At 71.3% G+C, this 21,980-nt stretch carries 17 protein-coding genes; 9 read left to right on the top strand and 8 right to left on the bottom strand.

All coding sequences use genetic code 11. The features are described 5' to 3' along the window. The first annotated feature begins 118 nt into the window (after positions 1-118). From ACFYPJ_RS15960 to ACFYPJ_RS15950, 3 genes are all read left to right on the top strand, one after another. Positions 119-451 (top strand): hypothetical protein, encoded by a 333-nt coding sequence (locus ACFYPJ_RS15960; RefSeq protein ID WP_389016400.1) that lies wholly within the window; start codon positions 119-121, stop codon positions 449-451. Between the two features lie 145 nt (positions 452-596). Beyond that, positions 597-2,024 carry an FAD-dependent oxidoreductase gene (locus ACFYPJ_RS15955; protein WP_389016786.1) on the top strand — a complete coding sequence of 476 codons (1,428 nt, stop codon included), beginning with the start codon at positions 597-599 and terminating at the stop codon, positions 2,022-2,024. Positions 2,025-2,192: 168 nt separating this feature from the next. Next, positions 2,193-3,026 (top strand): rhomboid family intramembrane serine protease, encoded by an 834-nt coding sequence (locus tag ACFYPJ_RS15950; protein ID WP_389016397.1) that lies wholly within the window; start codon positions 2,193-2,195, stop codon positions 3,024-3,026. Position 3,027: 1 nt separating this feature from the next. On the opposite strand, the gene hemE is transcribed toward ACFYPJ_RS15950, so the two are convergent. Continuing rightward, the gene (gene hemE / locus ACFYPJ_RS15945) at positions 3,028-4,095 is read right to left on the bottom strand and encodes a uroporphyrinogen decarboxylase (RefSeq protein WP_389016394.1); all 1,068 of its coding nucleotides are present in this window, start codon (positions 4,093-4,095) and stop codon (positions 3,028-3,030) included. 131 nt (positions 4,096-4,226) lie between these two features. Here hemE and ACFYPJ_RS15940 point away from each other — a divergent pair, with 131 nt between their 5' ends. The 5 genes from ACFYPJ_RS15940 (at position 4,227) to ACFYPJ_RS15920 (ending at position 11,499) form a co-directional block, all read left to right on the top strand. Further along, positions 4,227-4,904: a DUF3000 domain-containing protein gene (locus ACFYPJ_RS15940; RefSeq protein WP_389016391.1), complete on the top strand. Its 678-nt coding sequence runs from the start codon at positions 4,227-4,229 to the stop codon at positions 4,902-4,904. A 567-nt stretch (positions 4,905-5,471) separates the two neighbouring features. Then, positions 5,472-6,131 (top strand): LuxR C-terminal-related transcriptional regulator, encoded by a 660-nt coding sequence (locus ACFYPJ_RS15935; RefSeq protein ID WP_389016388.1) that lies wholly within the window; start codon positions 5,472-5,474, stop codon positions 6,129-6,131. A gap of 194 nt (positions 6,132-6,325) precedes the next feature. Continuing rightward, entirely contained in the window at positions 6,326-7,636 is a 1,311-nt protein-coding gene (locus ACFYPJ_RS15930) for an HRDC domain-containing protein (protein WP_389016385.1), read from the top strand. 519 nt (positions 7,637-8,155) lie between these two features. Next, a complete protein-coding gene (locus tag ACFYPJ_RS15925) occupies positions 8,156-9,373 on the top strand; it encodes a thiolase family protein (protein ID WP_389016382.1) in 1,218 nt (405 codons plus the stop codon). Then, a complete protein-coding gene (locus ACFYPJ_RS15920) occupies positions 9,370-11,499 on the top strand; it encodes a 3-hydroxyacyl-CoA dehydrogenase NAD-binding domain-containing protein (RefSeq protein ID WP_389016379.1) in 2,130 nt (709 codons plus the stop codon). Before ACFYPJ_RS15925 ends, ACFYPJ_RS15920 begins: the two co-directional genes overlap by 4 nt. Before the next feature lie 125 nt (positions 11,500-11,624). On the opposite strand, the gene ACFYPJ_RS15915 is transcribed toward ACFYPJ_RS15920, so the two are convergent. Beyond that, positions 11,625-12,641: a hypothetical protein gene (locus ACFYPJ_RS15915; RefSeq protein ID WP_389016376.1), complete on the bottom strand. Its 1,017-nt coding sequence runs from the start codon at positions 12,639-12,641 to the stop codon at positions 11,625-11,627. Positions 12,642-12,714: 73 nt separating this feature from the next. On the opposite strand from ACFYPJ_RS15915, the gene ACFYPJ_RS15910 reads away from it, so the two are divergent. Continuing rightward, complete coding sequence (locus tag ACFYPJ_RS15910; RefSeq protein ID WP_389016373.1) at positions 12,715-13,086, top strand: NTP pyrophosphohydrolase; 372 nt, start codon at positions 12,715-12,717, stop codon at positions 13,084-13,086. Positions 13,087-13,183: 97 nt separating this feature from the next. Here ACFYPJ_RS15910 and ACFYPJ_RS15905 read toward each other — a convergent pair whose 3' ends face one another. The 6 genes from ACFYPJ_RS15905 to ACFYPJ_RS15880 form a co-directional block, all read right to left on the bottom strand. Beyond that, on the bottom strand, positions 13,184-14,632 hold the full coding sequence (locus tag ACFYPJ_RS15905; RefSeq protein ID WP_389016371.1) for an ArnT family glycosyltransferase: 1,449 nt from the start codon (positions 14,630-14,632) through the stop codon (positions 13,184-13,186). An 80-nt stretch (positions 14,633-14,712) separates the two neighbouring features. Further along, positions 14,713-16,221 (bottom strand): amino acid permease, encoded by a 1,509-nt coding sequence (locus ACFYPJ_RS15900; protein WP_389016369.1) that lies wholly within the window; start codon positions 16,219-16,221, stop codon positions 14,713-14,715. Positions 16,222-16,357: 136 nt separating this feature from the next. After that, entirely contained in the window at positions 16,358-18,286 is a 1,929-nt protein-coding gene (gene dxs / locus ACFYPJ_RS15895) for a 1-deoxy-D-xylulose-5-phosphate synthase (RefSeq protein ID WP_389016366.1), read from the bottom strand. 253 nt (positions 18,287-18,539) lie between these two features. Next, positions 18,540-19,835 carry a sugar ABC transporter permease gene (locus ACFYPJ_RS15890; RefSeq protein ID WP_389016362.1) on the bottom strand — a complete coding sequence of 432 codons (1,296 nt, stop codon included), beginning with the start codon at positions 19,833-19,835 and terminating at the stop codon, positions 18,540-18,542. Next, positions 19,832-20,623: an ATP-binding cassette domain-containing protein gene (locus ACFYPJ_RS15885; RefSeq protein WP_389016359.1), complete on the bottom strand. Its 792-nt coding sequence runs from the start codon at positions 20,621-20,623 to the stop codon at positions 19,832-19,834. Before ACFYPJ_RS15885 ends, ACFYPJ_RS15890 begins: the two co-directional genes overlap by 4 nt. A 180-nt stretch (positions 20,624-20,803) precedes the next feature. Next, complete coding sequence (locus ACFYPJ_RS15880; RefSeq protein ID WP_389016783.1) at positions 20,804-21,904, bottom strand: sugar ABC transporter substrate-binding protein; 1,101 nt, start codon at positions 21,902-21,904, stop codon at positions 20,804-20,806. Between the last annotated feature and the right edge of the window lie 76 nt (positions 21,905-21,980).

Genomic DNA, 21,980 nt, shown 5'->3' with positions numbered 1-21,980 from the left:
CCACGCGTCCCGCGCGCGTCCTGACCGTGACCGCACCGGAACCGTTGCGGCCAAACGTTCCGGCCGGGTGCGGCGTCGAAGGAACATCCGTCGTCACCACCCCTGGGGGGAATCGCCCATGCGCACACCACACCCCGTACGCCCGCTGTCCGTCCTGCTCGGGGTCCTGCTGCCGGCCGCCCTCGCGCTGACCGGATGCGGCGCCTCCGACACCGCGAGCAGCAGCGCCGACAGCGCTGGATCGCCCTGGCCCTGGGCGCGGCGCTGCCGTTCGCGGCCGTTGCGGCGCTGCTCGTCCTCGGGTGGCTGCGGGCGGTCCGCCCGCGGCTGCCGCGCCGCCCAGGCGCCGGTCACGACCGCCCTGGCCCCGCTGCCGACCGCGCCCCCGGTGTCCGGGGACACGGCCGGCCGGACGCCCGGCGACGAGGGCCGAGCCGACGACAAGGACTGAGCCGACGACGAGGGTCGAGCCCATGACGCGGGGCAGAACGGGCGCAGCCGGGAGGCAGAGCGGGCGACAAGGGCTGAGCGGCCCGTACCGGCCCTGTGCCCGCGGGCCCGAAATACCCCGTGCCCCGTAGCGTGTTCGCATGAGCATGAGCAGCAGCGGTGCGCGAGGCGGGACGGAACGGCTGGTCGTGATCGGCGGCGACGCCGCGGGGATGTCCGCGGCGTCGCAGGCACGCCGCCTGCGGGGGCCGGACGAACTGGAGATCGTGGCGTTCGAACGCGGTCATTTCTCGTCGTTCTCCGCGTGCGGCATCCCGTACTGGGTGGGCGGTGACGTGCCCGAGCGGGACCAGTTGATCGCCCGCATGCCCGAGGAGCACCGCGCGCGCCACATCGACCTGCGCATGTGCACCGAGGTCACGGAGATCGACGTGGACCGGCAGCGGGTACGCGCGCGTGACGTCGATTCCGGCGCCGAGTCGTGGACCTCGTACGACAAACTGGTGATCGCGACCGGTGCGACGCCGCTCCGCCCGGACCTGCCGGGCGTCGACGCCCCCGGGGTGCACGGCGTCCAGACCCTCGATGACGGCCAGGCTCTGCTGGACACCCTGGCGCACACCCGGGGACGCCGCGCGGTCGTGGTGGGCGCGGGCTACATCGGCGTGGAGATGGCGGAGGCGCTGATCAAACGCGGCTATGAGGTGACCGTCGTCAACCGGGGCGCGGAGCCCATGTCCACGCTCGACCCCGACATGGGCCGGCTGGTGCACCGGGCCATGACGGGCCTGGGCATCACCATGGTCGACGACGCGCCCGTCACCAAGCTGCTCACCGGGGACGACGGCCGGGTGCGGGCGGTGGCGACGGAGGACGCGGAGTTCCCGGCCGACGTGGTCGTCCTCGGGATCGGCGTACGCCCGCAGACGACGCTCGCGCGCGCCGCCGGGCTCCCCCTGGGCCGCCACGGCGGGCTGCTCACCGACCTCGCGATGCGCGTCCGGGGCCACCGGAACATCTGGGCGGGCGGCGACTGCGTCGAGGTGCTGGATCTGGTCTCCGGCCAGGAACGGCACATCGCCCTCGGCACCCACGCCAACAAGCACGGACAGATCATCGGCAGCAACGTCGGCGGGGGTTACGCCACCTTCCCGGGCGTGGTCGGCACGGCGGTGAGCAAGGTCTGCGACCTGGAGATCGCCCGCACCGGACTGCGCGAGAAAGACGCGCGCCGAGTGGGCCTGCAGTTCGAGACGGTGACCATCGAGTCGACCAGCCGCGCCGGCTACTACCCCGGCGCCGCCCCCATGACGGTGAAGATGCTCGCCGAACGCGGCACCGGCCGCCTGCTCGGCGTGCAGATCGTCGGCGGGGAGGGCGCGGCCAAGCGGGTCGACATCGCCGCGGTGGCGCTGACCGCGCGGATGACCGTCGAGGAGATGACGGCCCTCGATCTGGGCTACGCGCCGCCGTTCTCCCCGGTCTGGGACCCGGTCCTGGTGGCGGCGCGCAAGGCCGCGGCGAAGGTGGCGCAGGCGACGAGAACCGGCGCGGACGACGCCACGGCCCGCTGACCGAACGCGGACGACGCCCCCCGCACGCTGAACAGGCGCGGGCAACGCCCCTGCGCGCCGATCGGGGGCGGCGGACGGGGCGGCGGACAGGGGCGTCGGAGGGCACAGCACCCGCCGCCGGCCGCCCGGCACGGATTCCCTTGCCCGTGGCGCGGGCACTACTCCTGTGTGGTGATCCCCGTCCACGACGTGAATCCGGTGCGCCGCACCCCTTGGGTGACGTACGCGCTGATCGCCGCGTGCGTGCTGGTCTTCCTGCGTACGCCCGGCATGGCGGGTTCCGTGGCCGGCGGCAGCGATCTGGCACAGCTGTGCCATCTACAGGCGTTCCTCGACCATTACGCGGCGGTACCCAGGGAGCTGATCCACCATCAGCTGCCGCAGCTCGTCCCGACCGGCGCCGTGGGCGTCGGCCCGCAGGGGCCGGGCTGCGTGGTGGGCCCGCCGTCGTACGACAAGTACCCGCCGCTGTCGGTCCTCACCGCGATGTTCCTGCACGGCAGCTGGCTGCACCTGCTGGGCAACATGCTGTTCCTGCTGATCTTCGGCAACAACGTCGAGGACCGGATGGGCCACATCCGCTACTTCCTCTTCTACGTGGTCTGCGGCTACGCGGCCGGGTACGGCTTCGCACTGTTCAACGCGTCCTCCGGCGAGCCGCTGATCGGCGCGTCCGGGGCGATCGCCGGAGTCCTCGGCGCCTATCTGGTGCTGTACCCGAAAGCCAGGGTCTGGGTCCTCGTCCCGTTCCTGGTCTTCCTGCCGTTGCGGCTGCCGGCCTGGCTGGTGCTGGGCTTCTGGTTCGTGCTCCAGGCCGTGTACTCGTCCGGGCAGGGCGTCTCCGACGCCGGCTCGGTGGCGTACGCGGCGCACGTCGTCGGCTTCGTCGTGGGCATGCTGCTCGCCCTGCCGCTGCGGCCGGGCACCGTGCCCCCGCCCGAGCCGCCCCGGCTGCTGTTCGGCAGACAGGCCCGGCCCCGGCAGACCTGGCAGACGTGGTGAGTCAGCGGGCGGTATGCGTGTGCACGTACTCCGTGAGCCGGGTCAGGGCGTCCGGGTCGGTGTCGGGCACCACGCCGTGGCCGAGGTTGAAGACATGGCCCTCCAGACCGGCGGCTGCGTCGAGCACCTCGCGGGTCTTGGCCTCGACCGCCTCCTGCGGGGCGAAGAGGACCACCGGGTCGAGGTTGCCCTGGAGCGCCTTGCCGGGGCCGACGCGGCGGGCCGCCTCGTCGAGCGGGATCCGCCAGTCGACACCGACGACATCGGCGCCGGCCTCGCCCATGAGCGGGAGCAGCTCGCCGGTGCCGACCCCGAAGTGGATGCGCGGCACGCCGTACCCGGCGACCGCGCGGAGGACCTTGGCGGAGGCGGGCAGCACGGAGCGCCGGTAGTCGACCGGGGCGAGCGCGCCGGCCCAGGAGTCGAACAGCTGGACCGCCGAGGCACCGGCCTCGATCTGCACCTTCAGGAAGGCCGTCGTGATGTCGGCGAGGCGGTCGAGCAGGTCGGCCCACAGCTCGGGGTCGCCGTACATCATCGCCTTCGCGTTCTGGTACGTCCGGGACGGGCCGCCCTCGACGAGATAGCTCGCCAGGGTGAACGGGGCGCCGGCGAAGCCGATGAGGGGGGTCGGACCGAGTTCGCGGGTGAGCAGTCCGATGGCCTCGGTGACGTAGGAGACGTCGTCCGGGGTGAGGTCGCGCAGCTGGGCGAGGTCGGCCCGGGAACGGATCGGACGCTCGACGACCGGCCCGACACCGGGCTTGATGTCGAGGTCGACGCCGATGGCCTTCAGCGGTACGACGATGTCGCTGAAGTAGATCGCCGCGTCCACGTCGTGCCTGCGCACCGGCTGGAGCGTGATCTCGGCGACGAGTTCGGGGCGTGTGCAGGACTCCAGCATCGGAATGCCCTCGCGCACCTTGCGGTACTCGGGCAGCGAGCGGCCCGCCTGACGCATGAACCACACGGGGGTGTGCGGCACGGGTTCGCGCCTGCACGCCCTGAGGAAGGCGCTGTCGTACGTGGCGGTCGGCGGCTGGCCCGTGGGGCTTGCGTTGGCACTCACGACGGCAAGTCTCCCACGGCCCCGGACCCGGCATGGCCATGCCCTCGGCCGCAGGCGGCCGGGATCTTTAGGTTCCCTTTAGGTGGTGTCTCTCCCTGCACGAAGCGCCCGTTCCCCTTACTCTTCCCCGCATGGCTGCGGCTCAGGGACGACTGTCGGACGGCGCTGGTGGGATGGACGATGCGAAGAGTGCCAGGGAGGCGGACCGGCACTCGGACAGTTCGGCACCGCCCGCTTTCCGGGCCGCGGTCGAGGCACTGCGCACGGCGCGGCTGCGGCCGCAGATCGAAGTGGATCCGACGCCGGCCCCGCAGCGGCTCGCTCCCTTCGCGCATGCCCTGGAGGCCGCGGTCGTCGACGGCGACCAGGATCTGGCCGACGGCCGCCTGATCCTGCTGCACGATCCCGCCGGGCACGACGCCTGGCAGGGCACCTTCCGGCTGGTGACGCTGGTACGCGCGGAACTGGAACCGGAGATGGCGGCCGATCCGCTGCTGCCGGAGGTGTGCTGGTCCTGGCTGACCGGTGCGCTCCAGGCGCGCGGGCTGTCGTACGGCGAGCCGAGCGGCACCGTCACCCGCGCGGGTTCGCACTATTTCGGCGGGCTGTCCGCGCGGCCCCCTGCCTCACAGATCGAGATCCGGGCCTCCTGGACACCCCGGGAGGGCATGGGCGGCGTGCCGGACACGGCGGCCCATCTGTCCTCCTGGTGCGATCTGCTGGCCCAGGTCGCGGGCCTGCCGCCGGCCGCACCGGGCGACCCGTCGGTGGTGACCCTGCCCCAGCGCAGGGACCCGCAGTCCCGCTGACGGCCACTGCGCGACGAACGGGCCGCGGCGAGCCCGGCCGACGGTCCGGCCGACGGTCCGGCCGACGGTCCGGCCGACGGTCCGGTCGACAACGAACCACCCGCACCCGCACACCAACGCCCCGCGTACCGCACGCCTCGGAACACCTCACAGCCACGCGCGGTCTCGTATCGTCCGCACACCTCACACCCCGCACCCGGCCCCCGGCCCCGGCCGGCGTGGCGGCACCCGGCATCGCACCGGCGCACTGCGCGCACGCCCCGGTCTCCAGGGCACTCGGCACCCCCGATCCACCCCGTCGTCCCGCCCACCGGTCGATCATCATCTCGTTGACCATCTCTTTGTCGATACGGCCACTTTCAGTCGCGGAAGCGAATCCGGTCGAACCGACTCGATCTTCGGGTGATCGATCGCGTGTCCGAATTGCACGGATTGTTCTCACCAGATCGTGATCATTCTCTAAAGGCGAACGGGTTTGATGCCGAAGACGACTGTGACCTTGAAAGCACGGTTCGTCCCGGCTTCACCCCCCACGAGCCGGTTCAGTCCCGCACCCCAGGAGGCCTGGTGTCCGTTCTCCTTGAGCAACCCGCAAGCCTGGTCGCCTACCGCCCGAACAAGCCAACCGCCATGGTGGTCGTGGCCGACCCGCGTGTCCGCTCCACCGTCACCCGTCACCTGTGGGCGCTCGGCGTGCGCGATGTCATCGAGGCCTCGTCCGTCGCGGAGGCTCGTCCCCGCATCGGCAACCCCCGCGACATCTGCGTGGCCGACGTCCACCTGCCCGACGGTTCCGGCCTGACCCTGCTGTCCGAGACCCGGGCCGCGGGCTGGCCCAACGGTCTGGCGCTGTCCGCCGCCGACGACATCGGCGCCGTGCGCAACGCCCTGGCCGGCGGGGTCAAGGGCTACGTCGTCACCGGCACCCGGACCAACATCGGGCTCCCCACCCGGCCGGGCGCCGCTCCCCTCGGCGCCGCCTCCCGTATGCACCGCCGCCCCCCGGGTGCCCCGAGTCACCCGGGTGGCTACCGCGAACTGTCCGGCCGCGAGGTCGAGGTGCTGCGCCTGGTCGCCGAGGGCCAGTCGAACAAGGCGATCGGCGTGTCCATGGGCCTGTCCGCGCTGACCGTCAAGAGCCACCTCGCCCGCATCGCCCGCAAGCTGGGCACCGGTGACCGGGCCGGCATGGTCGCCGTGGCCCTGCGTACCGGAATCATCCACTGAGCCCACGGCGGCGCCCGGTTTTTCACTCCGGCCGTTCACTGACGTGAACCGGACCGGCCGGGCGGTTCCCGGCCGCCTTCCCCGCCGGCCGTGTCCCCGACGTTTCACCGACCTGACTGGATTACGCCCCCTCGGCGCCCGTCGACGGAACGTTCCGTCGACGGGTGCTGTCCATCCACGGATACCCTTGACAGGTGACCGACGCCCAAGAGACCGCAGCAGACATGCCACTGCGCACCACCGGGGGTACCCCTCCGGACGACGGCGGATCTTCTGTGGGGACGCCGGTCCCTTTGCTCGAACCACGTGAGGGCATTCCGCCCGTGATCGCCGACGAGGTCGCGCTGGCCGAGACGGTCGCGGCCTTCGCCGCGGGCACCGGCCCCGTCGCCGTCGACGCCGAACGCGCCTCCGGCTACCGCTACGGCCAGCGCGCGTACCTGGTGCAACTGCGCCGCGAGGGCGCGGGGACCGCACTGATCGACCCGGTCGCCTGCCCCGACCTGTCCGGCCTCGGCGAGGCGCTGTCCGGGGTCGAGTGGGTGCTGCACGCGGCCACCCAGGACCTGCCGTGCCTGCGCGACATAGGCATGGTGCCCAGCCGGCTGTTCGACACGGAACTGGCGGGCCGGATCGCCGGGTTCCCGCGGGTCGGCCTCGGCGCGATGGTCGAGGGCGTCCTCGGCTTCGTCCTGGAGAAGGGCCACTCGGCCGTCGACTGGTCGACCCGGCCACTGCCCGACCCCTGGCTGCGGTACGCCGCCCTGGACGTGGAACTCCTCGTCGACCTGCGCGACGCGCTGGAGAAGGAGCTGGACCGGCAGGGCAAACTGGACTGGGCGCTGCAGGAGTTCGCCGCCATCGCCGCGGCTCCGCCGCCCGAGCCCCGCAAGGACCCCTGGCGGCGCACGTCCGGCATGCACAAGGTGCGTCGGCGGCGCCAGCTCGCCGTGGTCCGCGAACTGTGGCAGACCCGGGACCGGGTCGCCCAGCGGCGGGACGTGTCGCCGGGCAAGGTGCTCAGCGACACGGCCATCGTCGAGGCGGCGCTCGCCCTTCCGGGCACCGTGCACGCGCTCGCCGCGCTGAACGGATTCGGCCACCGGACCGGACGGCGGCAGTTGGAGCAGTGGCAGGCCGCGGTGGACCGGGCCAAGGCGCTGCCCGATTCCGCGCTGCCGCAGCCCGGCCAGCCGGTCACCGGGCCGCCCCCGCCGCGCGCCTGGGCCGACAAGGACCCGACCGCCGCCGCCCGGCTGTCGGCGGCCCGGGCCGCCGTCTCGGCACTGGCCGACGAGCTGGCCCTGCCCCAGGAGAACCTGATCGCACCCGACACCGTGCGCCGACTGTGCTGGGAACCGCCGCAGCCGGCCGACACCGACGCGGTGACCGCCGCCCTCGCCGGGTACGGAGCGAGACCGTGGCAGATCGAACAGGTCGCCCCCGCGCTCGTCGCCGCGCTGTCGGCGACGGCGAAGGCCAAGGCGGACCAGGAACCCTCGTAGCCGTCGCCGGGCAGGCCCGACGCGTCTTGGTGTCCGCGGATCAACGCGTCCGCTTCCCGGGACGTGGCCGCGGTGTTGCCCGCGGCAGGCGCTGGAATACGGCAAGCGGTGGGCGGGCGACATCAGCTCGGCGTCGCCAACCCGCCGAAGCGCCCAAAGCACCCGAAGATGGTCTTCCCGGTCGACGTCGCAGGCCCGCGGAAGCCGAAAACGGACGTCGAAATCACGCCAAGATCCTGGGACGGCCGGCAGACCACGGACGGCCGCCCTCGCGCCGCAGTCAGCGACCCCCACCCACAGCCACAGCCACTCAATGCGCCGCAACCCGCAGACCGCGCAGCCACTCCATAAGCCGCACACCGCACCGAACGATCCAATTCGCGGCGCCGCCGAAGATGTGACGTTCGCCGCTCCCACCCCGGGGGGTGGGCAGCTACGTTACCGATAAGTAGCATAGAGTCTGAGCGCGCGCTCAGCGCAGCGCGGCAGTGCCATCCCGCACCGTGGAGGAGAGCCATCGTGCCTCGTACCGTCAGGGACGTCGTTTTCGTGGACGGCGTCCGTACCCCGTTCGGCAAGGCGGGCCCGAAGGGCATTTACCACGAGACCCGTGCCGACGATCTCGTCGTCAAGGCGATCCGGGAACTGCTGCGCCGCAATCCCGGTCTGGACCCGAAGCAGATCGACGAGGTCGCCATCGCCGCGACCACGCAGATCGGCGACCAGGGCCTGACCCTCGGCCGCACAGCGGGCATCCTCGCCGGTCTCCCCCAGTCCGTACCGGGCTACTCGATCGACCGGATGTGCGCGGGCGCGCTGACCGCCGTCACGACCACCGCCGGTTCGATCGCCTTCGGCGCGTACGACGCCGTCATCGCCGGTGGCGTCGAGCACATGGGCCGCCACCCGATGGGCGAGGGCGTGGACCCGAACCCACGGTTCGTGAGCGAGAAGCTGGTCGACGAGTCCGCCCTGTTCATGGGCATGACCGCGGAGAACCTGCACGACCGCTACCCGCACCTCACCAAGCTGCGCGCCGACGAGTTCGCGGTGCGCTCGCAGGAGCGGGCCGCCAAGGCGTACGCCAACGGCAAGATCCAGCAGGACCTGGTGCCGATCTCGGTGCGCCGTACCAGCCCGGAGGCCGGCGAGACCGGCTGGGGCCTGGTCACCGCCGACGAGCCGATGCGCCCGGGCACCACGCTGGAGAACCTGGCGAGCCTGAAGACGCCGTTCCGGGTGCACGGCCGGGTCACTGCGGGCAATGCGGCCGGTCTGAACGACGGCGCCACCGCCTCGATCATCGCCGGCGAGGAGTTCGCCCGCGCGAACGGCCTGCCGGTCAAGATGCGCCTGGTCTCGTACGCCTTCGCGGGCGTCGAGCCGGAGGTCATGGGCTACGGCCCGATCCCGGCCACCGAGAAGGCCCTCGCCAAGGCGGGCCTGTCCATCTCCGACATCGGCCTGTTCGAGATCAACGAGGCGTTCGCCGTCCAGGTCCTCGCCTTCCTCGACCACTACGGCATCGCGGACGACGACGAGCGCGTCAACCAGTACGGCGGCGCCATCGCCTTCGGGCACCCGCTGGCCTCCTCCGGCGTCCGGCTGATGACGCAGCTGGCCCGCCAGTTCGAGGAGCAGCCCGAGGTCCGCTACGGCGTGACCACCATGTGCGTCGGCTTCGGCATGGGCGCGACGGTCATCTGGGAGAACCCGCACTTCGAGGGGGACAAGTGAGCACCACCGCGGAACTGTTGAAGGGCGCGGCCGAGTTGTTTCCCGACGAGGTCGTCACGCAGGCGCACGTACGCCACCTCGACCTGCCGTTCGACGCGGGCCGGTTCGCGCTCGTCACCCTCGACAACGGCTTCGACCACACCAGGCCGACCACCTTCGGACCGGCCTCGCTGGCGAACCTGAACACCGCGATCGACCAGGTCGAGGCGGAGGCGGAGGCCGGTGAGATCGTCGGCGTCGGCATCACCGGCAAGCCGTTCGTCTTCGCGGTCGGCGCCGACCTCAAGGGCGTCGAGCTGCTGACCAGGCACGAGGACGCGCTGGCCATCGGCAAGGGCGGCCACGAGGTGTTCAAGCGTCTCGCCGGTCTCGCCGTCCCGACCTTCGCCTACTACAACGGCGCCGCCATGGGCGGCGGTGTCGAGGTCGGCCTGCACTGCTCCTACCGCACGGTGTCCCGGGCCGTCCCCGCGTTCTCGTTGCCCGAGGTGTTCCTCGGCCTGGTGCCGGGCTGGGGCGGCTGCACCCTGCTGCCGAACCTGATCGGCGCCGACAAGGCGGTCTCGGTCATCATCGAGAACAGCCTGAACCAGAACAAGCAGCTCAAGGGGGAGCAGGTCTTCGACCTGGGCATCGCCGACGCGGCCTTCGACGGCGCCGACTTCCTGGAGCAGTCGCTCGTCTGGACCGCTCAGGTACTCAAGGGCGGCATCGAGGTCGAGCGCCCCGTGATCGACCGCGGCGAGGCGTGGGACCAGGCCGTCGCCAAGGGCCGCTTCCTCGCGGACGGCAAGGTGCACGGCGCGGCACCGGCCGCCTACCGCGCCCTCGACATCATCGCCGCCGCCAAGAACGGCGACCTCCAGCAGGGCTACGACGCCGAGGACACGGCGCTCGCCGACCTGATCATGGGCGGCGAACTGCGCGCCGGCATCTATGCGTTCAACCTGGTCCAGAAGCGCGGCAAGCGCCCCGCGGGCGCCCCGGACAAGAACCTGGCCCGTCCGGTCACCAAGGTCGGCGTGGTCGGCGCCGGTCTGATGGCCTCGCAGCTCGCGCTTCTCTTCCTGCGCCGGCTCGAAGTGCCCGTCGTCCTCACCGACATCGACCAGGAGCGCGTCGACAAGGGCGTGGGCTACGTCCACGGCGAGATCGACAAACTGCTCGGCAAGGGCCGGATCAACCAGGACAAGGCCAATCGCCTCAAAGCGCTGGTGACGGGCGTCCTGGACAAGGCCGAGGGCTTCGCGGACGCCGACTTCGTCATCGAGGCGGTGTTCGAGGAGATCGGTGTCAAGCAGCAGGTGTTCGCGGAGGTCGAGGCGGTCGCCCCGGCGCACGCGATCCTCGCCACCAACACCTCCTCCCTGTCGGTGACGGAGATGGCGTCGAAGCTCAAGAACCCGGAGCGGGTGGTGGGCTTCCACTTCTTCAATCCGGTCGCGGTGCTGCCGCTCCTTGAGATCGTGCGCGGCGAGCAGACGGACGACGCCTCGCTGGCGACCGCGTTCGCCGTGGCCAAGAAGCTGAAGAAGACCGCGGTCCTGGTCAAGGACGCCCCGGCGTTCGTCGTGAACCGCGTCCTCACCCGCTTCATGGGCGAGGTGCAGAACGTCATCGACGAGGGCACGCCCGTCGAGGTCGCGGAGAAGGCGGTGGAGCCGCTGGGGCTGCCGATGTCGCCGCTGGTCCTGCTGGAGTTGGTCGGCCCGGCCATCGGCCTGCACGTCTCGGAGACCCTGAACCGGGCCTTCCCGGACCGCTTCACGGTCTCCGCCAACCTCAAGGCGGTCGTCGGGGCGGGCAAGCGCGGCTTCTACGTGTACGACAGCGGCAAGCCGGAACTGGACCCGGAGGTCGCCGGGCTCCTGAAACAGGGCGACGTCGTGCTGACCGAGGAGCAGGTGCGGGCGCGGGTGCTGGACGCGGTGGCGCAGGAGATCGGGCTCATGCTCGACGAGGGGGTCGTCGCCGAGGCCCAGGACATCGACCTCTGCCTCATCACCGGTGCCGGCTGGCCCTTCCACCTGGGCGGCGTCACACCGTACCTGGACCGTGAGGGCGTCTCCGAGCGCGTGAACGGCAAGCGGTTCCTGGCTCCGGGCGTGGCGAGCGTCCCGGCGTAACTAGGCATCTCACCGTGGGCCTTCGCCGGGTGGCGGAGGCCCACGGTCAGGTCCGGGCGGTTCTCGGTCCCGCCCGGCCCCTCGGCCGCGGATCGCGGACGGGCGCCGCCGGCCGGCCGGGACTCTCAGACCTCCCGCCACGCCACCAGCGCCAGCCCGGGTTCGTCCTTGCGGCGGGTGAGCAGCAGCGTGCCGGTGGACGGCGACGAGGTCGCCGCCACCACCTCGCCGTCCGCGTCGACGGCCAGCGAGACCCCGGCGTCCGCGGGCAGCACCGGACCCGACTCGGTCCACCAGGCGCCCGCCGACTCCTGCTCGGTGGGGTAGGCCGCGAAGGCGACCCGGCCGCTCGCGGAGCGCTGGGCGAGCAGCGTGCAGTCGTGGCCGCCGAGTTCACAGCGCACGGCGGACACCGGGCCGGGCCCCGCGGCGGGCAGCAGGGGGACCGGCGGGCCGCCGGAACGCCAGGCGCACAGCCGGCCGGCCTGGTCGGTGAAGAAGAGGGTCGTGCGGTCGGGCGAGGTGGCGAGGGCGTGGAGGGTGCCCGGGCGGACCGGTGTCTTGAGCTCCTCTTCCAGGGCCGGCTGCGCGCCCGGTTTCTCCTGCCGCCAGTACCGGATGCCGTCGGGGACGGCGGCGTAGAGCTCCACCCGCCCCGATTCTCCCGTCACGGCCGCCAGTTCCTCCTGTACGTCACGTCCCTTGAGGTCGCGCCAGGGTTCCCAGCCGCCCTTCACCTTCTGGGCGACCATGCTCACACCGCCGCCGCCGTTGCGGACGAAGACGTGAGCGCGGCCCTGGGCGTCGACCGCGACGGCCGGTGTACCGGTGCGCGCGCCCTTCTTGTTGGGGTGCCCGATCGCGGCCCAGTCGAGCGCGGCGAGCCTCGGGCGGAAGTGGGCGGAGTGCACAAGACCGGCCTCGCCGGAGACGGTGGGCCGCCAGGACACCAGGTGGGCGTAGCCGTCGGCGCCCTGTCCGACGGCGAGGACGGGGTGCAGCCGCTGCTCGCCGCCCACCTTGCGCGGGGCGCCCCAGGTACCGTCCGGTCCGCGCTCCGCCCGGCACAGGACGGCGTCGTCCGACAGCAGGTACACACTGAGCCGGCCGTCTCGGCCGCGTATGAGCCAATCGCCGTTCACCACCTCACTCTAAGCCGCGCGCCGTGCGGCGGTCGGAGCGCCCCGGTGCGCGGCGCCGTGCGACCCTGGCGGCATGGACGTGGAATCTCCGCTGCTCGTGGTCGTCGACGCCGCCAACGTGGTCGGGTCGGTGCCCGACGGGTGGTGGCGGGACCGGAAGGGTGCCGCCGAGCGGCTGCGCGACCGGCTCGCCGCCGACGGACTGCCCGGCCTTGCCGCGCCCGCCGAGATCGTGCTCGTCGTCGAGGGCGGCGCGCGTGGGGTGACGTCCGTGCCCGGTGTGCGGGTGGAGTCGGCGCCGGGCAGCGGCGACGACCGTGTCGTCGAACTGGTCGCCGGGCATCCGGACCGGCGTCGGCTGGTCGTCACGGCCGACCGTGAACTGCGCTGCAGGGTAATGGAGTTGGGAGCGGAGGTCACCGGACCACGCGCCGCGCTGCGGTGAGCGGACGGGCGCCGCCGGAGCCGGTCCGCAAATCCTGTCCCGGGGCGTGGCGGAGCGAGCGGACCCACGGCCACTCCCCCACGACCCCCAGGCACGGCTACTCCCCCGCAACCCGCGCGTACAGCACCGCCCCGTCCACCTCCCCGACCTCCTGGTACCCGGCCGTCAGCAGCCGCCGCAGGCTCGGTACCCGGTCGGGCGCGTACGGTTTGCCGCGGGAGTCGTCGACCACCAGGGCCGGGGCGTGCGCGGCCAGTTCCGCGCGGAAGACCGGCCAGGCGCCCTGTACCGCGTACTTCTCCCCCACCTGGGGCCCGCTGCGTCCGCCGCTGTAGTTGGTGAGCAGGCCGGCGGTGAGGTAGCGGCTTGCGGGGGTGCGCGTGGCGAGCCAGTACGTCTCCGGGTGCATGCCCCAGACGAGGACGCGGTCGTCGGGCGCCGTGCGGTCGCCGACCGCGGCGGCGAGCCGCTGGACGTGCCCCAGGTCGGTGCGGGGCGCCAGCAGCCCCCAGGCCAGGAACAGGGCGCAGCAGCAGGCCGTGGTGCGGACCGCGGCCGTGAGCCGGTCCCGGGGCAGGACCTGTGTCGCGGCCGTTGCCAACAGGGCGATCGCGGGGGTGAGTTGCAGATAGTAGTGGCCGAAGAAGTGGAAGCCGACGGCGACGGCGACGGCCGAGGCGCCCAGCCACAGCCACAGGTCCGGCACGCCCGTGCGGGCCAGGCGCAGCGCCCGGAGCACCGGCGGGATCAGGCCGGCCGAGGCCGCCGCGAGGATCGCCGTGTTGGCCAGGGCCCGGACCAGGACGTGCAGTTCGGAGCCGGTGAAGGAGGCGTACGCGCCGGATCCGGTGACGGTCCAGAAGACGAAGCCCGCCGGGTCCGTGACCAGGGCCGCGCACAGCACCGGCAGGACCGTCCCCGCCGCCAGCCGCAGTGCCCCGCCCGGCGGTGCGCCGTGCCGGTGCAACAGCCAGGCGACCGGCAGCAGCACCGCTCCGCCGGTCTGTTTGGCGAGGAAGGCGCAGGCGACGGCGGCACCGGCGGCACCCCAGCGGCGCCGGTCGGCGCACCACATCGCGGCGGCCGTGCAGGGCAGTATGAACACCTCGAAGGTGGCGGCCTGTGCGTCCTCGGGGTTGAGTCCGACGGACACCAGCAGGTAGAGCACGCCGGCCGTGCGGCCCGCGGTGTCGCCCCAGCGGCGCCGGGCCAGGGAGGCCAGCAGCAGCGCGGTGCACAGGTGCGCGAGGACCGCCAGCACCCGCACCGAGGTGAGCGAGCCCGATCCGAACACCGCGAACGCGCCCTCGTACAGCCAGGGCACGAGCGGCGGCTTGCGGTCCACGACCGTCTCGTACAGCCGGCCGCCGCCGGCCAGCATCCGCGCCTGTACGGCGAGGTAGCCCTCGTCCGGGTTCCACAGCGGCCGGGCGAAGGACGGCAGCCGGGTGACGCAGGCCAGTACCGCCAGCAGCGGCAGCAGCCGCGCCCAGTACGCCGTCCGTACGACAACGGACCGTGGTGGGGCGAGCGGCGCGGCGAGCATGGTGAGCACGCTATCCGGACCCGGAGCTTCCACCGATGGGGACATACGGGGCCACGCCGGAGCGGACTTCGTCGTACCGCTCAGCCACGCGGACCTTTCGACGGGGGCGGGGTCTGGCCGCCGCGGGCCAGCCGGCTGTGCGTGCGGCCGTACAGGAAGTAGACGACGAAGCCGAGCACCATCCAGCCGGCGAACCGCAGCCAGGTCTCGGCGGGCAGGTTCAGCATCAGCCACAGGGTGGCGGCGACGGACAGCACGGGGACGACCGGGACCCACGGGGTGCGGAAGGCGCGGGGCAGGTCCGGGCGGGTACGGCGGAGGATCAGCACCCCGATGGCGACGACGACGAAGGCGAACAGCGTGCCGATGTTCACCAGCTCGGCGAGTTCGCTGAGGCTGGTGAAGCCCGCGACGACCGCGATGACCACACCGAGCAGGATGGTCGGCCGGTGCGGGGTGCGAAAACGCGGGTGGACGTGGGAGAAGAAGCGTGGCAGCAGCCCGTCGCGGCTCATCGCGAAGAACACCCGGGACTGGCCGAGCAGCAGGATCATGCAGACGGTCGTCAGGCCGACGGCGGCGCCGAAGCTGATCACACCGGCGAACCAGGGGTGTCCGGTGGCCTTGAAGGCGTCCGCCAGCGGGGCGTCGATGGAGAGCTGGGAGTAGTGCTGCATCCCGGTGACGACGACGGACACCGCCACGTACAGCACCGTGCACACGAGCAGCGAGCCGAGGATGCCGCGCGGCATGTCCCGCTGCGGGTTCCTGGTCTCCTCGGCGGCGGTGGCCACGACGTCGAAGCCGATGAACGCGAAGAAGACGACGGAGGCGGCGGTGAAGATGCCCATCACGCCGAAGTTGGACGGCGCCCAGCCCACCAGCAGTTGGACGAAGGGCGCGTGCAGGCTGCCGCCCGCCTTGACGGGCTCCGCGGGCGGGATGAACGGCTTGTAGTTGCCGGCGGTGACGAAAAAGGCGCCGGCGATGATCACGATGAGGACGACGGCCACCTTGACGGCGACGACGATCGAGGTGACCCGGGCGGAGAGCTTCATGCCGAGCACGAGGACGCAGGTGAGCACCAGGATCAGTACGGCGGCCAGGATGTCGAAGCCGAACCCGTGCGCCCCGTCCCGGCCGCCCAGGTAACCCGGCAGGTGCCAGCCCGCGTTGTCCAGCAGCGAGCGGATGTACCCGGACCAGCCGACGGCGACCACCGCGGTGCCGAGCGCGAACTCAAGCACCAGGTCCCAGCCGATGATCCAGGCGGGCAGTTCGCCCAGGGAGGCGTACGAGAAGGTGTACGCGGAGCCCGCCACCGGGAGGGTGGAGGCGAACTCGGCGTAGCAGAGCGCGGCGAGGGCGCAGACGATGCCGGCGGCGGCGAAGGCCAGGGCGACGGCGGGACCGGCGTTCTCCTTGGCAGCCTTGCCGGTCAGCACGAAGATGCCGGTGCCGATGATGACACCGACGCCGAAGACGGTCAGGTCCAGCGCGGACAGTGATTTCTTGAGCGCGTGTTCCGGTTCCTCGGTGTCGAGGATGGACTGCTCGACCTGCTTCGTCCTGAAGAGGCTACTGGCCACGACGTACCTCCCACGCTCGGCGCTCTCGACATGATCGAGAGGGGGCGGTGGACCTTGTCCCCCGGCGCGGACGCATTCACGCGAACGGGCCGGTCACACCACTCGTCGTCGTGATGGAACCGGCCCGTCCGGGCGTTCAGTCGCGGGCCGGCTCCACGGAGTCGAACTCGGCCGTGGGCGGATCGAAGCGGCCGTCCAGCCGGGCGACGACTCCGGTGACCTGGCGGGCGATGTCCGGTGCGGTCAGGCCGATCTCGGCGAGGATCTCGGCGCGCGAGGCGTGGTCGAGGAAGCGCGGCGGGATGCCGAAGTCGCGCAGCGGTACGTCGACGCCCGCGTCCCGCAGGGCCTGGGCGACGGCCGAGCCGACGCCGCCGACCCGGGAGTTGTCCTCGACGGTGACGACCACCCGGTGCCGTTCGGCGAGGGGCGCCATGGCCTCGTCGACGGGCTTGACCCAGCGCGGGTCGACGACGGTAGTGGAGATGCCCTGTTTGTCCAGCAGGTCGGCGATGTCCAGGCACATCGGTGCGAGCGCGCCCACGGAGACCAGCAGCACGTCCGGGGTGTCGGTGCCGGGTTCGCGCAGCACGTCCATGCCGCCGACGCGGCCCACGGCCGGTACGGCGGGGCCGACGGCGCCCTTCGAGAAGCGCACGACGGTCGGCGCGTCCTTGACCGCGACCGCCTCCCGCAGCTGGGCGCGCACCTGTTCGGCGTCGCGCGGCGCGGCGAGCCTGAGGCCGGGCACGACCTGGAGGATGGACATGTCCCACATGCCGTTGTGGGAGGCGCCGTCGCTGCCGGTGACACCGGCCCGGTCCAGCACGAAGGTCACCCCGCACCTGTGCAGGGCCACGTCCATCAGCACCTGGTCGAAGGCGCGGTTGAGGAAGGTGGCGTAGACGGCGAAGACGGGGTGCAGTCCGGCGTGCGCCAGGCCCGCCGCCGAGGTGGCGCCGTGCTGCTCGGCGATGCCGACGTCGTGGATCCGGTCCGGGAAGGCGTCCGCGAACTTCTTCAGGCCGACGGGCTGCAGCATCGCCGCCGTGATGGCCACGATGTCCTCGCGCTCCCGGCCGAGCTCGACCATCTCGTCGCCGAAGACGGAGGTCCAGTCGGCGCCCGACGCCTTGACCGGCAGGCCGGTGTCGGGGTGGATGGGGCCGATGCCGTGGAAGCGGTCGGCCTCGTCCTCAAGGGCGGGCCGGTAGCCGCGGCCCTTCTCGGTGAGGCAGTGCACGATGACCGGCCCGCCGAACCGCTTGGCGCGCGTAAGCGCCGACTCCAGGGCCTCGATGTCGTGGCCGTCGATCGGGCCGACGTACTTCAGGCCCAGGTCCTCGAACAGGCCCTGCGGCGCGATGAAGTCCTTGAAGCCCTTCTTGGCGCCATGGAGGGTGTCGTAGAGCGGCTTGCCGACGACCGGGGTGCGCCCGAGGAGGTCCTTGGTGCGGGCCAGGAAACGCTCGTAGCCGTCCGTCGTGCGCAGCGTGGCCAGGTGGTCGGCGAGCCCGCCGATGGTCGGCGCGTACGACCGCTCGTTGTCGTTGACGACGATGACCAGCGGGCGGTCCTTGGCGGCGGCGATGTTGTTCAGGGCCTCCCAGGCCATCCCGCCGGTGAGGGCACCGTCGCCGATGACGGCGGCGACGTGGCTGTCGCGGCGCAGCAGTTGGTTGGCCTTCGCGATGCCGTCGGCCCAGCCGAGGACGGTGGAGGCGTGCGAGTTCTCGATGACGTCGTGCTCGGACTCGGCCTGCGAGGGGTAGCCGGAGAGGCCGCCCTTCATCTTCAGCTTCGAGAAGTCATGCCGTCCGGTGAGTAGTTTGTGCACATATGACTGGTGACCCGTGTCCCACAGCACCTTGTCCTTCGGGGACTCGAAGACGCGGTGCAGGGCGATGGTCAGCTCGACCACTCCGAGGTTGGGCCCGAGGTGACCGCCGGTCTTGGCGACGGCGTCCACGAGGAAGGTACGGATCTCCTCCGCCAGCTGGTTCAGCTCCTCAAGACTGAGCCGGTCCAGATCGCGCGGTCCCCTGATGCGGGTCAGCAGCGGCACCAGTGCCTCCTTGCAGTAGAGCTGATCGAGCGTAGTCGGGCCCGACGCAGTCTAATGTTCACCTTCCGCCTGACACGACAGTGCCCGGCACCTCAAAGGCACCGGGCACGAACCCGCGCCCCGTAAAGGGGCGCGGGGAACTGGGGGTCCCCCTGTTCGAGCGAAGCCGAGAACTCGGGGGAGCGACCAGCCACGACGCCGTCGCAGACGAACAACGACGGTGATACCGCGGCCGACCCCGGCGGAGCGAGCGCTACGCGCGGCCCGCGGTCTTCTGCGTCTTGCGCGTGATGGAGTCGACGACCACGGTGATCAGCAGCACCGCCGCGGTGATCATGTACTTCACCGGCTCGGCGATGGACTCCAGCTGGAGCCCGTACTGGATGGACACGATGACCAGGACACCGAGCAGTGCGTTCCAGGTGCGGCCCCGGCCACCGAAGAGGCTGGTGCCGCCGATGACGGCCGCGGCGATCGAGTTCATCAGCAGGTCGCCGGTGCCGGCGCTCTGGTTGGCCGAGGCGATCTTCGAGGCCAGGAACAGACCGCCGATGGCCGCGAAGCCGCCCGAGATGGCGAAGACGGAGATCCGCACCGCGGTGACGTTGATGCCCGCGCGGCGGGACGCCTCCACGCTGCCGCCGAGCGCGAACACCTTGCGGCCGTAGGCGGTGCGGCGCAGCACGAAGTCCGTGCCGACCAGGAAAGCCACGAAGATCACCGCGGCCAGCGGCAGGCCCTTGTACTGGTTGTACATGTAGGCGGCGGCGAACGAGACGATCGCGAGCAGGACCGTGCGCATCAGTGTGTCGCTGAGCGGCCGGGACGGGATGCCCGCAACCTCGCGGCGGCGGTTGCCCAGGAACGAGGTGACGAAGAACACGACGACCACGACGAGGGCCAGCCCGTAGGCGGCGGCCACGTCGGAGAAGAAGTACGTGGTGAGCTTGCCGATCAGTCCGTCGCCGTCGAGGTTGATCGTGCCGTTCTCGCCCAGCACCTTGAGCATGAAGCCGAGCCAGAACAGCAGGCCGGCCAGGGTCACGGCGAAGGCGGGGGCACCGAGCACCGCGAAGAAGAAGCCGTGCAGCGCGCCGATGACGATGCCCGCCGCGATGGCGATGACCACGGCCAGCCACTCGGGCCAGCCCTGGTTGACCGCGAGGACGGCCGCGAGGGCGCTGGCCGCGCCGCTGACCGAGCCGACCGACAGGTCGATCTCGCCGAGCAGCAGCACGAAGACGATGCCGACGGAGATCATGCCCGTGCCGACCATCGTGACGGTGATGTCGCTCAGGTTCTGCGCGGACAGGAAGTTGGAGTTCAGGCTCTGGAAGACGATGCAGATGATGATCAGGCCGAGGACGACCGGGAGGGAGCCCAGCTCACCGGCCTTCAGCTTGCGCTTGAACTCGCCGAGGTAGCCGGTCAGGCCCTGCTCGCGCACCAGCAGGCGCGGGTCGACCGCGGTCACCGCGGCGGCCGCCGCCTCAGTGTTCTCCACGACGGTCTCGTTCTGCGTGGCCGCGGAGGTCTTGTCGATGCTCACTGGGAAACCTCCCCGTTCGAGCGGGCCGCACGACGGGTCACGGCGTTGTCGGTGGCTCCGGTGATGGCGGAGATGATCTCTTCCTGCGAGGTCGTCTTGACCTCGAACACGCCGTTGTTGCGGCCCAGGCGCAGCACAGCGACCTTGTCCGCCACGGCCTTGACGTCGGCCATGTTGTGGCTGATGAGCATCACGGCGAGGCCGCGCTCGCGCAGCCGCTCCACCAGGTCGAGGACCTGGGCGGTCTGCTCGACACCGAGGGCCGCGGTGGGCTCGTCGAGGATGACCAGCTTGGGCTCGCCCAGCATGGAGCGGGCGATCGCCACGGTCTGGCGCTGACCGCCGGAGAGCGAGGCGATCGGGATGCGGACGCTGGGGATGCGGATCGACAGGGTGGTGAGCAGCTCGCGGGAGCGGCGCTCCATCTCGACCTCGTCGAGGATGCCGCGCCGCTTCAGCTCACGGCCCAGGAAGAGGTTGCCGACGACGTCGATGTTGTCGCACAGCGCGAGGTCCTGGTACACCGTCGCGATGCCCAGGTTCTGCGCTTCGTGCGGCCGGCCGATCTGGACCGGCTCGCCTTCCCATTCGATGACGCCTTCATCGATGGGGTGCACGCCGGCGATCGTCTTGACCAGCGTGGACTTTCCGGCGCCGTTGTCACCCACCAGGGCGACCACTTCACCGGCGTGGACCTCAAGCTCTACGTCGGTGAGCGCCTGAACGGCACCGAACCGCTTGGAGACCCCGCGCAACGCCAGCACGGGCGTAGCGGACACGTGAACCATCTCCTTCGCCGCCTGACCCGGCGGGAGGTTGTGCAGAAGTTGGGAAAAATCCGACCGGCGCCCCGCGCCGAGCTTGCGGGGCTGACTGATGCGCGGGGCACCGGTGGAGCGAGGGGGGCGGACGTGTCCCACACGGGGATCCAAGGATGGATCACCGTGTCTGGAGGGACCCGTGGCTGCCTACTTGAGACCGATCTTGTCGCAGGCGGCCTTGTACTTGCCCGAGCAGATCTCGGCGGCGGTGTAGATGCCCTGCTTGATGACGGTGTCGGTGATGTTGTCCTTGGTCAGCGACACGACCGGGACCAGCGTGGACGGGATGTCCTTGGCGCTGCCGCTGGAGACCTTGGTCTTGGCGATGGAGTCGAGGCTCTCGCCCTTGGCGAGCGCGACCGCCATCTCGGCGGCCGTGGCCGCCTCCTCCGGGTAGGACTTGTAGACACTCATGTACTGCTCGCCGGTGACGATCCGCTGCACGCCCGCGAGTTCGGCGTCCTGGCCGGTGACCGGCACGGTGACGCCGGCCGCCTTGAGGGCGGTGATGATACCGCCGGCCATGCTGTCGTTGGCGGAGTACACGCCCGCGACGTTCTTCGCGCCGAGCGACGAGAGCGCCGTCTCGACCTCGGAGTTGGCGTTGTCCGCCGACCACTCCGGGGTGTCGTACTCCTTGGCGATGGTGACCTTGCCGTCGAGGACGGAGTGGGCGCCTTCCTTGAACTGCTTGGCGTTCGGGTCGGTGACCGAGCCGTTGACCATGACGATCTTGGTGGCCTTGGTGGCCTTGCTGCCCAGGGCCTTCAGGAGAGCCTCACCCTGGGTCTTGCCCACCTCGACGTTGTCGAACGAGGTGTAGGCGCTGATCGGCCCCTCGGCCAGACGGTCGTAGGCGACGACCTTGATGCCGGCGTCCGCGGCCTTCTGGATCGAGTTCTGGATGGCCTTGGCGTCCACGGCGTCCACAATGAGCACGTCCACCTTGTTGGTGATCATCGTGTCGACCTGCTGCGCCTGGAGATTCGCGTCCTGGCGGGCGTTGTTGTACTGGATCTCCGCCTTGTTGTTCGTCAGCTCCTTGATCTTCTTCTCGATCAACGGGCGGTCGAACTTCTCGTAGCGCGCGGTCTTGTTCTCCGGCAGCAGCAGACCGACCTTGATGTCGTCGCCCTTCTTGGGCGCGGACGAGGAAGAATCGCTGTTGCCCGAGTTCTTGGCACTTCCACAGGCAGCAAGCGAAACAGCCATCGCACCTGCGGCAACGGCAACAGCGGCACGACGCATACGCGTGTTCACTACAGAAACCTCCCTGACGAGGCCGCGTCGTTGCGGCCGAGGTGGCTGGAAGTCAACTCGGCCA

It is taken from the genome of Streptomyces sp. NPDC006012 (assembly GCF_042871185.1).
Taxonomy (GTDB): Bacteria; Actinomycetota; Actinomycetes; order Streptomycetales; family Streptomycetaceae; genus Streptomyces.
The sequence above is the reverse complement of the archived record's forward strand: the minus strand, read 5'-3'. Positions and strand labels throughout refer to the sequence as shown.

What these genes read in the sequence shown, in the direction of transcription:
- ACFYPJ_RS15960 (WP_389016400.1), top strand. Translation starts at nt 119, where the DNA reads ATGCGCACACCACACCCCGTACGCCCGCTGTCCGTCCTGCTCGGGGTC.
- ACFYPJ_RS15955 (WP_389016786.1), top strand. Translation starts at nt 597, where the DNA reads ATGAGCAGCAGCGGTGCGCGAGGCGGGACGGAACGGCTGGTCGTGATC.
- ACFYPJ_RS15940 (WP_389016391.1), top strand. Translation starts at nt 4,227, where the DNA reads ATGGCTGCGGCTCAGGGACGACTGTCGGACGGCGCTGGTGGGATGGAC.
- ACFYPJ_RS15910 (WP_389016373.1), top strand. Translation starts at nt 12,715, where the DNA reads ATGGACGTGGAATCTCCGCTGCTCGTGGTCGTCGACGCCGCCAACGTG.
- ACFYPJ_RS15905 (WP_389016371.1), bottom strand. Translation starts at nt 14,632, where the DNA reads ATGCTCGCCGCGCCGCTCGCCCCACCACGGTCCGTTGTCGTACGGACG.
- ACFYPJ_RS15885 (WP_389016359.1), bottom strand. Translation starts at nt 20,623, where the DNA reads ATGGTTCACGTGTCCGCTACGCCCGTGCTGGCGTTGCGCGGGGTCTCC.
- ACFYPJ_RS15880 (WP_389016783.1), bottom strand. Translation starts at nt 21,904, where the DNA reads ATGCGTCGTGCCGCTGTTGCCGTTGCCGCAGGTGCGATGGCTGTTTCG.